Source organism: Kitasatospora sp. NPDC058478 (assembly GCF_042720345.1).
Lineage (GTDB): Bacteria > Actinomycetota > Actinomycetes > Streptomycetales > Streptomycetaceae > Kitasatospora.
The window spans coordinates 62,164-74,811 of record NZ_JBHXML010000019.1 but is presented as its reverse complement, the minus strand read 5'-3'; the positions used below and the strand labels follow the sequence as shown (position 1 = coordinate 74,811).

The window sequence follows — 12,648 nt, the reverse complement described above, 5'->3', positions numbered from 1 at the left end:
GGTGGCGGCCGAGATCGCGCTGCTGGCGCGGACGGCCGAGGACCGGTAGGGCGGCGGGGTGCTAGGTCCTGTCCGGCCGATCTTGCCGGGCCTGCGACGCCGGGCATCCCGCCTGGACGCACGCCCGAATCGCCCAAGTACGGCCCAGTACGAGGGCGATCCGGGCGCACGCCCAGCCGGGCGCCCAACGCCGCAGGCTGATCCGCCAAGATCGACCGGACAGGACCTAGCCACCGCAGGTGCCTGATCCGGGCGTCGAGGTCGCCGCAGCGCAGGAAGTCGGGTAGGCCGACTTCCTGCGCTGCTTTCATGTGACGCAGGTCACGCCGAATGCAGAACCTGCGCGCGGTCGCGGGCGTCTGGCTGGTGTGAGATCACGCAGGAGAGCACTGGACGAGCTGGACGAGGAACGCCTCGTCCGGCTGATCGCCAGAAGTGACCGCGCGGCGTTCGACGAGCTGTACCGGCGCACGTCGCCGTGGCTGGCGGTGCGGTTGCGCCGTCGCTGCGCGGACGAGCAGATCGTCGCCGAGGTCATGCAGGAGACCTATCTGGCGGTGTGGCGCGCGGCCGGCGCGTTCGCCGGGAGCGCCGTCGGCGGGACGGCCGTCGGGTGGCTGTGGACGATCGCGGCGCGCCGCCTCGTCGACGCCTTCCGGCGCCGTGCCCACCACGCCGAACCGCCGGTCGCCGCCGCCGAGCGGGCCGTGGTGCCCGCGGCGGAGGAGGAGGCGCTCGCCGGGACCGTCGGCGGCGACGTGGGCGACGCCCTACGGCGGCTGGCGCCGGAACTTCGAGACGTACTGCAGGCGACGGTGCTCGACGGGCTCTCCGTCCGGGAGACCGCCGTCCTGCTCAGACTGCCCGAAGGCACGGTCAAGACCCGTGCCCGCCGGGCCCGGATCGCGATGCGGGAGGCGCTGGCATGAACGCGGAACACGCGTCGAGGCGGCTGATCGACGACTACGCGCGTGGTGACACGGCGATGGCCGCGGACACGGTGTGGGCACTGGAGGCCCACCTGGAGACGTGCGCGCCGTGCCGGAGCCTGCTGGCGGCCTCCGTGGCCACCGAGGCGCCCGGCGTCGCCGCGCTCGTCGACACCGTCCGGGCCGGTCTGGACGCGCAGTTGGACGCGGCCGTCGGGGCGCCCCGACGGCGGCACCGCCCGACCTGGGTGTCGGCCTGGCTGACACCGGCCATGACCCCGTGGCTGGCGATGACCGCCGTCGTCACCCTGATGGCGCTGCTGCTGGACGTGGCCGCGCCGGCGAAGGTCTTCGGCGGCTCCTCGACGGTGGCGCTGATCGCGCCCGTGCTGCCGCTGTGCGGTGTCGCCGCATCGTGGTCGCGCGGCCTGGACCCGGCGCACGAACTGACCGCCTCGACCGCCCGGGCCGGCCTGGCCCTGCTGCTCAGGCGCACCACCGCGGTCCTCGTGGTGGTCGTGCCCGGGCTCCTGGCGGGGGGATGGCTGACCGGGAACACGACGGCCGCGCAGTGGCTGCTGCCCTCCCTGGCCTTCACCTCCACCGCCCTGGCGCTGGGCAGCGTGGTCGGCGTGACCCGCGCCGCCGTGGGGCTGGTGGCCGCGTGGGGCGCTGCCGTCGTGGTGCCCACGTTCGTCACCGGCCGCATCCCCGCAGTCCTCGAACTCGCCCTGCACCGCGACCAGTTGCCCGTGTGGGGGCTGCTCCTCGCGCTCGGCGTCTGCGCCGTGATCACCCGCAGGGACGCGTACTCAACGCTGTGAAACCCATGTCCACCCTGGAAAGGGACCATCGCATGACGTATACGGCGAGCGCGGCCGACACCGCGCCGAAGACCTACGCCTGGGAGATCCGGGCCAGCGGCCTGAGGGTGCGCGTCGGACGGAGCAAGATGGCCGTCGACGGGCTCGACCTCTCCCTGGGCATCGGCGCCCACGGGCTCCTCGGGCCCAATGGAGCGGGCAAGACCACCCTGATCCGGACGCTGGCCACCGTGCTGCGCCCCACCGAGGGCGAACTGGAGATGCTCGGCACCTCCCTGGGGGGCAGGGTGGGCGACCACCGGGCCCTGCGCCGCCAGATCGGCTACCTGCCGCAGGACTTCGGCTACTACAAGCGCTTCACGGTGCGCGAGTTCGTCGAGTACATGGCCTGGCTGAAGGAGGTGCCGAAGGCGGACATCCCCGGGGCCGTCCAGCGGGCCGTGGAGCGGGTGGGCCTGGCGGACCGCGCCGACCACCGGATGAAGACCCTGTCCGGCGGCATGGTGCGGCGGGCCGGCATCGCCCAGGCCATCGTCAACTCCCCCGCGGTGCTGCTGCTGGACGAGCCGACGGCCGGCCTGGACCCGGCGCAGCGGCTGCGCTTCCGCGAACTGCTGCAGGACCTGGGCCGCGACACCTGCGTGGTCGTCTCCACCCACCTGGTCGAGGACGTCGCGGCCGCCTGCTCCGACGTGGTGCTGTTCGCCGACGGCCGCCTCGTCTTCCAGGGCACGCCGGACGAGCTGGGTGCGGCGGGCAGCACCGACCACCCGGGCGACAGCCCCCTGGAGCGCGGCTACTCGGCGCTGCTCAGCAACTCCGGCCAGCAGGGGAGCGCCTGGTGAACGGACGTGTGCTGCGGACGGAGCTGAGGCGCTCCGCCGCCCCGTGGGCCGGCATCGTCGTGCTGGCCGGCAGCCTGGCGGTCTTCTTCCCGTTCGACGCGCTCTGGTGGCACGGCACCGCGGGGTGGACGGCCCAGTGGAGCACCATGGCCATGTGGACCCGGTCCCTGCTGGCCTTCTGGTGGCCGTTCGTGATCGGCATCGGGGCGGTGTACGGGCTGCGCGAATCCCGCTCGCGGATGACCGAGCTGCTGACGACCACGCCACTGCCGGCCTGGCGCCGTGCGGCGCTGCCGGCCGGTGCGATCGGGCTCGCGCTGGCGGTGGGCTTCGGTCTGCTGGTTCTGGTGGGCGGAGTCCAGGTGGCGGCCGGTCCGACCACCTACGCATCCCTCGGCTGGCTGCCGATCTCGCTGGTGGCGGCACTGGCCCTGGTCGCTGGCGCCGTGTTCGGCATGGGTGTCGCGCGGGCGCTGCCCTCCACCCTCACGCCGCCGGCCCTGGTGGTGATCGTCTTCGTGGGGACGGGCCTGTTCCTGCGCATGAACAACGAAGCGGCGGTGCCGACGGGCAGGGTGTCGAACCGGTTCGCCCAGCTGTCCCCGGCGACCGTGGAGCCGCGGCAGATGCTGCTGACCCTGTCCGGCTCCGTCCACCTCGGCCAGACGCTCTGGCTGCTCGGCCTGCTCGCCACCGGCTTCGCGCTGCTGGCGGCCGTGACCCGCCGGGCGCGGCTGCTCGCGGTGACTCCCGTCCTGGCCGGCCTGGGCCTGGCCCTGCTGGTGCTCCCGGCCGCCGCGCGCGACACCTACGTCGTCGACAAGGCCGCCGCGGCGCTGGTGTGCGACGGGCCGGTGTGCGTGACGCAGGCGAGCCGTTCACACCTCGCCGAGCTCGCGCAGCGCAGCAAGGAGGCGATGCCCGTGCTGCACGACGCCTTGGGCGACAAGGCGCCGACCTCGGTGCGGGAGGACACCGCGCTGCACGAGCTCGCCGCGCCACGCGAACTCTCCGCAGACGTGCTGCTGGTCGACTTCAACGACCGGATGCTCGCCGATGCGAAGGGTGACAAGCTGACCCGCGCGCTGATCGCCAGGGGCCTGGCGCCGAGCTGCTACCCGGACAACGACAAGGAGGGCGGGGGGAGCCACGACATCCCCGCCCAGAGCATCGCCGTGAGCTGGGCCCTCCACGACACCCAGCTCCAACCGCTGCAGGAGAAGGGCACCAGCCGGTACGCGCTCGAAACCTGGGCCGAGGCCGACCTCGCGTGGCAGAAGCTGATGGCGCTGCCGCCGGCCGAGCAGCGCTCGCGGATCGTCGAGCTGCACGCCGCCGCGCTCTCCTGCGAGGGGTACAAGCAGGTTCCGAAGCTGGCCGGGGGAGCGTCGCGATGAGGTGGCTGATGCTGTACGCGCGTTCACGGCAGGTGTCCACGTCGGCCGCCGCGGTCGCGCTCACCGCGCTGGTGGTGTGGGCCTTCAACCGGGGCGGCGGCACGGATGGGATGGACGCGGACGCGATCAACCCGATCGTGTACTTCGTGCTCGCCGCGAGCGTGGCGGCCGGCTCCGTCGGGCTCGGCGGGCAGGACGCCGCACTGGACAGGACGGCCGCGATCCGGTGGGCGCCCCGCCGGGCGGCGCACGCGCTGCTGATCGGCTTGGTCACGGGTGCGGCGCTGCTGGCGGTCCAGGCGGTGGGGCCGAGGTTCGCCCCCACCGAGGTCGTCGTCCGGGACACCGCGGGCCTGGCCGGCCTGGCCGCGCTCGGGGCGGTGGTGTGCGGGGCGCACCTCGCCTGGACCCTGCCGACCGCTTGGCTCGCGTTCGCCGTCCTCTCCCCGCCGCTGCCGCCCAACACCGTGGGGAAGGCGTTCGGTTGGATGTCCTACCCCCCTGGCACGGAGGCGTCGACCTGGACCGCGGTGGCCCTGCTGGTGACCGGCGCCGGGGTCTACGCCCTGGCCGGGCCGCGCAGGTAACGGGCCCGCCCCGCGCCCCGCTTCCCCCAGGCTCGCCGGGGGAGCGGGGCGTTCTGCTGCGGGCCGTCAGTCGCGGCTGCCCAGGGTGTCGCGCGAGACCTGCCAGAGCAGGGCGGCCGCCTCGGGGTCGAGGGCGTACTCGGAGACGCCGCTGCGGGCGCTGAGCTCGCCGCGGACGGCTTCGTTGCAGTCCTCGAAGTAGCGGCCGCTGACGCCCGCCAGCAGCGGCGAGGCCGCGAGCAGGACGGACGTCGCCGCGCCCTGCTCGGTGGTCTTCCACAGCAGTTCCGCGCCGTTGGCGGCCTGGGCACGCAGCCGGTCGAGCTCCTCCTCGGAGACGTGGCGCTGGAGGGCGGTGCGGATGCCGCCGGGCATCAGGGCGTTGACGGTGATGCCGTCCGCCGCCCAGCGCTTGGCGGCCTCGACCGCGAAGAGGACGTTGGCGGTCTTGGACTGGCCGTAGGCGGACCAGGGCTCGTAGGCGCGCTCGCGGAAGTGGATGTCCTCGAAGACGACGGGGGAGCGGTGGTGGGCGCTGGAGCTGACGGCCACGACGCGGGCGCCGCCGTCCCGGGCCAGGGCCGGGTGCAGGCCGGTGGCCAGCGCGAAGTGCCCGAGGTGGTTGGTGGCGAACTGGAGCTCCCAGCCCTCCGGCGTGCGGAGCTCGGGCGAGGCCATCACGCCGGCGTTGTTGACCAGGATGTGCAGGGGCCCGTCCCAGGCGGCGACGAACGCGGCGACGGAGGCCTGGTCGGCCAGGTCCAGCGGGGCGACCCGGACGTCCTTGTTGCCGGTGGTCGCGGTGATGTCCTCGGCGGTGCGGGCGCCGGCGTCGAGGTTGCGGACCGCGAGGGTGACCTGCGCGCCGGCCGAGGCGAGGGCGCGCGCGGTCTCGACGCCGATGCCGGAGGCGCCGCCGGTGACGACGGCGCGGCGGCCGGTCAGGTCGGTGCCGGAGATGACCTCGGCGGCGGTGGACTCGGCGCCGAAGGGGGTGGTGAGGCGCGGGGTGCTGGCGTTCATGATCGTTCCCGTCTGGTTGGGTGACCGGAGCTGGGGGTGCGCGGGAGGGGGCGGCCGGTAGAGTGGAAACCGGAGGGCCCTCCGCATGTCTCCAGGTTAAGCGGAGGATCCTCCGCTTGCAACCCGAGGAGGACCAGCCGTGACCACCGCCGACCCCCGGCCGCTGCGCGCCGACGCGCGCCGCAACCGCGACCGACTGATCGAAGTAGCCGCACGGGCCTTCGCCCAGGACGGGCCGGACGCGACGCTCGGGGCGATCGCCAAGGAGGCCGGTGTGGGCATCGGCACCCTCTACCGGCACTTCGCCACCCGCGAGGAACTCGTCGAGGCGGTCTACCGCAGCGAACTCGCCAAGCTGTGCGACTCCGCCGCGGAGCTGCTGGACGGCACGGAACCCGACGCCGCATTGCGCGCCTGGATGGACGGCTTCGTCCGCTACATGACCACCAAGCGCGGGATGTCCGACGCGCTGCGCGCGCTCATAGCCTCCGGCGGGAACCCCTTCTCGCACAGCCGGGCGATGCTGACCGCCGCGATCACGCAACTCCTGCGGGCCGGGGCCGAGTCGGGCGTGCTGCGCGCCGACGTCGAGCCGGAGGACGTGCTGTTCAGCCTCAGCGGCCTGTCCATGGCCGCGACGACCCCCGAGCACCACGCCCGGATGGAACGCCTCCTCGACCTCCTGATGGACGGCCTGCGCTACCACGCCGCCTCCGGGCGGGACGTCGGCTGAGAACGGCCGAAGGGCGCCAACCGTACGGCTGGCGCCCTTCGGCCTTCGTCCTTCGTCCTTCGTCGTGACTGCGGCCTGGTGCGGCCGGTCAGAGGAGCTGGAAGGTCCACTCCTGCTTCCAGCCGCCCTCGCAGCTCCACACCCCGAGCTGCTTGAAGTCGGAGTCGTGGGTGAGGCAGTTGTCGTCGTCGATCTGGACCCGGTACTTGCCGTTGCCGAGGCCGACGAACTGCCACTTCTGGTTGGAGGTGCCGCCCCACGCCTGCTGCTCGGCGACGTAGGTGTCAGGGTTCTCGGTGAGGTTGTACCCGAGGTCGTTGACGATCCGGTAGCGGTCCCCGCCCAGCGGCTTGATCGTCCAGGTGGACCCCTTGTACCCCAGGATCCCGCCCACGATCGGCGCACCCCAGGTCGAGGTCTCGGTGGGGGCCGACGCGCCCAGGCCGTTGGAGAGCTTCAGGAACAGCGGGCGCTCGGTCGGGACGGTCGGCTTGGTGTCCGGCTTCGGCTTGGGGTCCGGCTTGGGCTTCGGGTCCGGCTTCGTCGGGGTGGTCGGGTCGGTCGGGGTGATCACGCCGCCGGAGGTGGACTCCAGCACCCACGCCTGCTGCCAGCCCGACTTGCACGTCCACACGCCGAGCTGCTTGAAGTCGGCGTCGTGCGCGAGGCAGTCGTCGTCGGAGATCCGGATCTGGTACTTGCCGTTGCCGACTCCGACGAGCTCCCACTTCTGCTGGGAGGAGTTGCTCCACGGCTGGAGTTCAGCCATGTAGTTGCCGTTCTCGGTGAGTTCCAGCCCGTACGAGCTGGTGATCCGGTAGCGACCGCCGCCGACCGAGGTGAGCTTCCACTTGGACTCGTTGCCACCCCGGAGGCCGGGGACGACCGACGCGCCGGCGGAGCCGCTGACCGGGACGGCGCCCAGGCCGTTGTCGAGCTTCAGGTACACGTCGGCGCCGTTGTTGCCGCCGCCTCCGCCGGGCGTGGGCGGGTTGGTGGTCGGCGGGGTGCCGCCCCAGGCCCAGTTCTGGTTGGGCGCGTCACGCCGGTCCTCGGAGCCGCAGGCCCAGGCCGCCACGGTGCTGCCGTTGGAGGTCCGGCCGTTGAAGTCGTCGATGCAGACGTCCTTGGACCGGTCGTCCATGTCCGTCATGTGCCGGAGACCGCCGCTGGCCGACATGTTCCAGCGCTGGCCGGGGATCTCCAGGCAGTCCCAGACCTGGAGCTTGGTCCCGTTCGCGGTCTTGTTGGCCTCCAGGTCGAGGCACTTGCCGTTGGCCGCCTGGAGCTTGTACCCGTTGTAGGTCCACTTCTGGGCGTCGCTGCCGTTGCACTCCCACATCTGCACGGGGGTGCCGTTCGCGTTGCCGTTGCCGTTGACGTCCAGGCAGGCGTGGTAGCCGGGGCTGGAGTCGGGGGTCAGGCTGCCGGTCCTGGTGCCGTAGCCGGACCGCGCGGGGAAGTGGATGCTGCGCACGTCGCCGTCGCACTTGTACGGCCGCGCGGTGCCCGCCCGGCAGGTCCACGGCTCCTTCTTGACGGTGTCGCCGTCATTGCCGATGAACGCCCAGTTCATGTACCCGCCGTCGCCGCGGTTGCGGAGGGTCGAGTCCCCCTGGAAAACCCAGATCCGGAATATGTCGTAGCCGGAGGGCTCCTTCTTCTCCTTGTCCAGGAAATGGTTGAGCTTGTAGGTGGTGTCGATCAACACCCCCTTCATGTCGGACTTGTACTCGTTCTTGAACCACTCGGTGTCGTACAGGTCGGTGCCCACGGTCTTGAACACCATGACGTTGAACCCGGGAAACTTCGCGCTCAACTTCGACGCGGTGCTCTGGGTGAACTCCGCGTTGTCCAGCTTGTTGAGGTTGGCGGCGTTGCGCATGAGCCTGATCGTGTCGAAGGCGGAGCTGATCAGCGCGGTCATGCAGTTGCCGCCGCCCGGCGAGGCCGGGGTTCCACAGGTCTTGTCCGCGTGGAGGGGCGGCTCCGGCGCGGCCTGGGCCTGTGCGGTCAGGCCGGAGACCATGGCGACTGCGGCGATCCCGCAGGCCAGGGCGCGTTTGAGGCGGGACAGGGGTTTCATATCGGATTCATCTTTCTGGTCGGCAAGGATGGATCGTAGGTTCCGGAATCCTCCGTCTCGCGACTCCATACGGAATCCATATGGCGCGCCGGGAGGTCTTGACGCCTTTTCACGCACCGCCCCGGAGCGGTGGACTCCGCGGACCGAACTCAATGCCGTGGCCGACCTCGGAAAGGTCAAGGACCCACCCTGGGCCGGTCAAGTCGGTGCCCCCTGCGGCTCTTCGGGGAGTCGATCGACCAGTGCTGCTCTGCCGAACGGCAGATGCCTGACGATCCGTCATGTGCTGGGGGGCGCACCGTTCCTCCGTCGTGCGTAGGCTCGGCCCGTGCAGACCGAACTGATGCCTGACACGCGTCGCCGCCGCGCGGTGTGTGCGGCGGCGACGGCAGTGGTCGCGGCCCCGGCGGCGATCGCCCCACCGAGTGCGTGGACCGGGGCCGTCGTCGCCGTCGCGGCGATGGCGACCGCGATCCTGCGCCGCCCGCTGGGCCCGGTCGCCCCCGTCCTGGCGGCCGGCCTGGTCGCGGGGCTCTCGCTCGTCGCGGACGCCGTCCATCCCGGACCGCAGGGATTGGTGCTGTCGTGGCTCCCGGTCGAGTTCGCGGCCATGCTGGTGCTGGCCGGGAGGGTGATCCGGCGGGCGCCGGTCCGCCAAGCCGCCCTGGTCGGTTCGGCGTTGGCGCTCGCGCTGATGGCGCTCCCGCTGCGCTTCACGCTCCGGCGGCCGCAGGCGGTCCTCGAACCGTCGGTGGTCGCCGTCGCCATGGCGATGTTCCCGGTGGCCTGCGCCGTCGGCGTCGGGCTCTACCTGCGGGGCCAGGACAACCAGCGGGCCCGCGCCGTCCAGCGGGCCCGCCGGGAGCAGCGGCTCGACGTGGGCAGGGATCTCCACGACTTCGTCGCCCACGAGTTGACCGGGATCCTGCTGGAGGTCCAGGCCGCCCAGGTCAGCGCCTACGACGAAGAGGAGAACAGGGAGCTCCTGTCCCGCCTGGAGGCGGCCGGTCTGCGGGCGCTGGACTCGATGGACCACACCCTGCAGACGCTGCGCGACCCGGAGGCGCCCGCGCTCGCCGAACTGCCGCCGACCAAGGTCCACGGCCTCGCCGACCTCCCGGAGATGGTCGACCGCTTCCTGGCGTCCGGCACGGCCGGCGGTTCCCTCGAACTGGAGCCGGGCCTGGCGGGGACCGCCCCGCGCGCGATCCAGGACGCGGCCTACCGCGTCGTCCTGGAGGCGCTGACCAACGTCCGCCGGCACGCCCCGAGCGCGGGCCGGCTGGAGGTGGAGGTGGTTCGCGTCCCGGGCCCCGCCCTGCGGGTCACCGTCACCGACAGCGGACGGCAGGGCGGCCCCGGCGGTCTGCCTGCCCGCCGCCCCGGCGGTGGGGGCACCGGCCTGGCCGGCTTGTCCGAGCGGATCGGCGCCCTCGGCGGGGACCTGTCCGCCGGCCCGCACGCCCACGGCTGGCGCGTCCGCGGGGTGCTGCCGCTGCGACCCGAGCGGAGGGGGCGGGGCTGACGGGGCGGGGTTGACGGGTTCCGACGGTCCGGAGACTGCCCGCGTACGGCGCTGATATCTTCGGGCGCCGCCTGTCGGTGGGTGGGCACCGGTGGCCGCACCGGCGTTTCCATCGCCAGTGCCATGGCGATCAACGTGGACACAGAAGGTGGGAGGACACGCGAAGTGTCAACAACGCCAGAGTTCCGTGGCTTTGACCTGGTACGGCGTGGCTACGAGCGCCAGCAAGTCGACCGCTACCTCAGCGCCCTGTCCGAAGCCGGTTCACCGCCGCCCCCGCCGGCGTTCGAGATCGTGCGGCGCGGCTACGACCGCGAGCAGGTCGACGCGCGCATCGCGGACCTCCTGCGCGGCAGGGGCACCAAGGGCTAGATCAGGCGGGCTGGATCCTCGGCAGGTCGGTCGAGACCAGTTCGGCGGCGCGCGTGGGGTCGCCGTCCGCGCGGGTGAGCAGCGCCTCGATGTCGTAGCCCGTTGACTCCGGGGCGGCGTGGATGTCGAGGGAGCGGCCCCAGCCGCAGCGTTCCATCGAGACGGCGGCGTCCAGGTCGGGGCGGAGCCGGTGGAGCGTGCAGACCAGTTCCCAGGCGAAGGCGTCCAGGCGGGCCCGCCGCACCGGGTTGCAGGCGTTCACGGCGTCGGTGGTCCAGTCGTCGCCGGGCTCGTACTCCGGGAGGGGCGGCAGGAGTTCGGGGTCGCCCGTGATCGGCTCCGCGCTGAACGTGAGGACGTGTGCGCCCTCGGGGTTGCCGATCAGTTCGGCCAGGAGCGGGACGACGCGGGGGTCGTGCCGACTGGCCAGTCCGTGGATTGCTTCCATGCGGGTCTCGTCGTGCTCGTCGGCCGTCCGCTCCCAGAGCGCGGCCCGGATCGCGGGGCTGTCCGCCCTGGACTGGACGCCGAGGGTGAACGTCGCCCAGTCGCGGACGTGCGGGTTCTGGTCCTGGGTCAGCCCGATGAGGGTGCGGATGTCCGGCCCGTCCGGCAGGCCGGTGAGGACCTCCGCGAACGAGCGGGCCACCCCCTCGCGGACCTCGGCGTCAGGGTGCCCGGCGAGGGCGACGAGGACGGGGACGGCGCGCGGGTCGTGCGTCTTCTCGATCGCGCGTGCCAGGGCGCGCAGCACGTGCTCGTCGGTCTCCCGCTGGGCGAGGGCGACGAGCGCGGTGGCCGTTTCGGTGCGGATTGCCTCGTGGTGGTGGATGGTGTCGCGCAGCAGGTCGCAGCCTGTCGCGCGCTCGATCGGATCGGCGGAGCCGATGAGTTCCAGGCCGAGCGGCAGCGCCGCCTCGTCGGCGGACGCGCGCCACAGCAGCGGTGCGTACTCGTCCCAGCCGTCGTGGTCGTCCGGGTCGTCCGAGGCGGTGATGGCGCGCATTGCCGACAGTGCCCGGGTGACCAGCTCCGCCACGGTGTCCGTTTCCATGTGGGCATTCTGGTGCACGAAACCGCGGGTGCGCGCGGGAATTGTCGGCCCGACCGCGCTTCCGGTCCACGGCTGCGTCGACGCCGGCGGGCGTGTGCGGGTGTCGCAGGATGCCCCCGGGAAGGATCTTGACGTGGTCATGAGCAGGGGCGATCATAGCGGAGCGCCGCGCAACACCGATGTGCAAGAAGGTCGTTGAAGGCGCTCGGCCTGGGTCGTCAGGGGATTTCCCGGACAGGACCCATCCCTTTCGAAGGGTCGGCGGTGCGGAAGCCGGCCGGCTGCGGAGTCGGCCTTGACGAAAGGGAGTTGGTGGACGTTACGAGGTCGTGGGTCCGTTGGTGCCGATCCGTTCGCTCGGTTGCGGACTTCGCGGTGGGATGGTTCGGCCATGGCCGGACTGCGGCCGCCGACCCCCCGGTGGCGCCGATGCTGCTCGCCGCCGCCCGGAACAACTCGTCCTGGTGCGAGGCGATGTGTCGGGCGCACGGGTTCTCCGGAGAACTCTCCGACGTCGCGTGGGTGAATCTGAAGAAGAGCCTCACGTACTACCCGAATCTGGTGATTCTGAGCCCGTCGATGTCCGGCTCTGAGGTTCTCGACGTGCTGCGGGAGGCGTCGCTTGGGCCGCTTTTCGTCAAGGACAGCTTCGCCAACGCCGACCTCCTCCCGGGGAACTATCGAATTCTCATCGAGGCGCAGTGGATCCATCGGCCGGCCGCAGTCGCGGCCTCGGCGCAGGTGGCGTCACGGGGCGGCGCCGACCAGCGGTGGCGGCGTATCGCCGGCACCGATGAGTTGCGTACGTGGGAGCAGGCATGGGCGGGCGGCGACACGTCGGTGAACACGTTCCCCGAATCCCTTCTGCTCGATGACGACGTGATCTTCCTCGGGGGATTCTCGGGCGACAGCCTGGTGGCGGGAGCCGTGCTTCACCTGAGCCATGGTGTGGCGGGGGTGACGAACGTCTTCGGCCCCCCGGAGGAATCTTCCCGGACCTGGGCCGGTCTCATCTCCTGTGCTCACGAAGAGGCGCCGGGAATCGACCTGGTCGGATACGAGCGGGACGCGGCGCTGGCGGCTGCCGAGGAAAACGGATTCTCGCCGCTGGGGCCGGTTCGGATATGGCAGCAGATCGCCGGAAGCCAATAAATACCTGCCCGTCCCGCGCGGAGGGGTGCAGAAGAAGCCTGAAGAAGTCCACGGGGAGATCAGGAATGAATTCAACGACGGAAACAGAACTCGGCGGCGCGCGCAGAACCCTGCGTTTCAC

At 72.0% G+C, this 12,648-nt stretch carries 12 protein-coding genes; 9 read left to right on the top strand and 3 right to left on the bottom strand.

Annotation, left to right across the window (positions count from 1 at the left end):
* The first annotated feature begins 368 nt into the window (after positions 1–368).
* Genes ACFWPT_RS13205 through ACFWPT_RS13185 form a run of 5 tightly spaced genes read left to right on the top strand, consistent with a single transcriptional unit; the run spans position 369 to position 4,582 of the window.
* The gene (locus ACFWPT_RS13205) at positions 369–929 is read left to right on the top strand and encodes an RNA polymerase sigma factor (RefSeq protein ID WP_063347220.1); all 561 of its coding nucleotides are present in this window, start codon (positions 369–371) and stop codon (positions 927–929) included.
* A complete protein-coding gene (locus tag ACFWPT_RS13200) occupies positions 926–1,753 on the top strand; it encodes a zf-HC2 domain-containing protein (RefSeq protein ID WP_380481706.1) in 828 nt (275 codons plus the stop codon). The genes ACFWPT_RS13205 and ACFWPT_RS13200 overlap by 4 nt, the downstream gene beginning before the upstream one ends.
* A gap of 32 nt (positions 1,754–1,785) precedes the next feature.
* On the top strand, positions 1,786–2,598 hold the full coding sequence (locus ACFWPT_RS13195) for an ABC transporter ATP-binding protein (protein ID WP_380481704.1): 813 nt from the start codon (positions 1,786–1,788) through the stop codon (positions 2,596–2,598).
* Positions 2,595–3,995: a hypothetical protein gene (locus ACFWPT_RS13190; RefSeq protein ID WP_380372112.1), complete on the top strand. Its 1,401-nt coding sequence runs from the start codon at positions 2,595–2,597 to the stop codon at positions 3,993–3,995. Before ACFWPT_RS13195 ends, ACFWPT_RS13190 begins: the two co-directional genes overlap by 4 nt.
* Entirely contained in the window at positions 3,992–4,582 is a 591-nt protein-coding gene (locus ACFWPT_RS13185; RefSeq protein WP_380372110.1) for a hypothetical protein, read from the top strand. Before ACFWPT_RS13190 ends, ACFWPT_RS13185 begins: the two co-directional genes overlap by 4 nt.
* Before the next feature lie 66 nt (positions 4,583–4,648).
* Here ACFWPT_RS13185 and ACFWPT_RS13180 read toward each other — a convergent pair whose 3' ends face one another.
* Positions 4,649–5,605 carry an SDR family NAD(P)-dependent oxidoreductase gene (locus ACFWPT_RS13180; protein ID WP_380481702.1) on the bottom strand — a complete coding sequence of 319 codons (957 nt, stop codon included), beginning with the start codon at positions 5,603–5,605 and terminating at the stop codon, positions 4,649–4,651.
* A gap of 139 nt (positions 5,606–5,744) precedes the next feature.
* Between ACFWPT_RS13180 and ACFWPT_RS13175 the strand changes: the two genes are divergently transcribed.
* The gene (locus ACFWPT_RS13175) at positions 5,745–6,338 is read left to right on the top strand and encodes a TetR/AcrR family transcriptional regulator (RefSeq protein WP_380481700.1); all 594 of its coding nucleotides are present in this window, start codon (positions 5,745–5,747) and stop codon (positions 6,336–6,338) included.
* An 88-nt stretch (positions 6,339–6,426) separates the two neighbouring features.
* On the opposite strand, the gene ACFWPT_RS13170 is transcribed toward ACFWPT_RS13175, so the two are convergent.
* A complete protein-coding gene (locus ACFWPT_RS13170; RefSeq protein ID WP_380481698.1) occupies positions 6,427–8,424 on the bottom strand; it encodes a ricin-type beta-trefoil lectin domain protein in 1,998 nt (665 codons plus the stop codon).
* A 343-nt stretch (positions 8,425–8,767) separates the two neighbouring features.
* On the opposite strand from ACFWPT_RS13170, the gene ACFWPT_RS13165 reads away from it, so the two are divergent.
* Both ACFWPT_RS13165 and ACFWPT_RS13160 read left to right on the top strand, forming a co-directional pair.
* On the top strand, positions 8,768–9,949 hold the full coding sequence (locus ACFWPT_RS13165; RefSeq protein ID WP_380481696.1) for a sensor histidine kinase: 1,182 nt from the start codon (positions 8,768–8,770) through the stop codon (positions 9,947–9,949).
* 123 nt (positions 9,950–10,072) lie between these two features.
* Positions 10,073–10,321, top strand: coding sequence for a hypothetical protein (locus ACFWPT_RS13160; protein ID WP_159398405.1), 249 nt, complete (start codon positions 10,073–10,075; stop codon positions 10,319–10,321).
* Position 10,322: 1 nt separating this feature from the next.
* On the opposite strand, the gene ACFWPT_RS13155 is transcribed toward ACFWPT_RS13160, so the two are convergent.
* A complete protein-coding gene (locus tag ACFWPT_RS13155) occupies positions 10,323–11,375 on the bottom strand; it encodes a HEAT repeat domain-containing protein (protein ID WP_380481694.1) in 1,053 nt (350 codons plus the stop codon).
* A 429-nt stretch (positions 11,376–11,804) separates the two neighbouring features.
* Here ACFWPT_RS13155 and ACFWPT_RS13150 point away from each other — a divergent pair, with 429 nt between their 5' ends.
* Positions 11,805–12,527, top strand: a complete 723-nt coding sequence (locus tag ACFWPT_RS13150) for a hypothetical protein (RefSeq protein ID WP_380481692.1) — start codon at positions 11,805–11,807, stop codon at positions 12,525–12,527.
* The last annotated feature ends 121 nt before the right edge of the window (positions 12,528–12,648 follow it).

Bases quoted from the DNA above. Each gene is read 5' to 3' on its own strand.
- ACFWPT_RS13200 (WP_380481706.1), top strand. From the start codon at position 926: ATGAACGCGGAACACGCGTCGAGGCGGCTGATCGACGACTACGCGCGT.
- ACFWPT_RS13195 (WP_380481704.1), top strand. From the start codon at position 1,786: ATGACGTATACGGCGAGCGCGGCCGACACCGCGCCGAAGACCTACGCC.
- ACFWPT_RS13185 (WP_380372110.1), top strand. From the start codon at position 3,992: ATGAGGTGGCTGATGCTGTACGCGCGTTCACGGCAGGTGTCCACGTCG.
- ACFWPT_RS13180 (WP_380481702.1), bottom strand. From the start codon at position 5,605: ATGAACGCCAGCACCCCGCGCCTCACCACCCCCTTCGGCGCCGAGTCC.
- ACFWPT_RS13170 (WP_380481698.1), bottom strand. From the start codon at position 8,424: ATGAAACCCCTGTCCCGCCTCAAACGCGCCCTGGCCTGCGGGATCGCC.
- ACFWPT_RS13165 (WP_380481696.1), top strand. From the start codon at position 8,768: ATGCCTGACACGCGTCGCCGCCGCGCGGTGTGTGCGGCGGCGACGGCA.
- ACFWPT_RS13160 (WP_159398405.1), top strand. From the start codon at position 10,073: ATGGCGATCAACGTGGACACAGAAGGTGGGAGGACACGCGAAGTGTCA.
- ACFWPT_RS13155 (WP_380481694.1), bottom strand. From the start codon at position 11,375: ATGGAAACGGACACCGTGGCGGAGCTGGTCACCCGGGCACTGTCGGCA.
- ACFWPT_RS13150 (WP_380481692.1), top strand. From the start codon at position 11,805: ATGCTGCTCGCCGCCGCCCGGAACAACTCGTCCTGGTGCGAGGCGATG.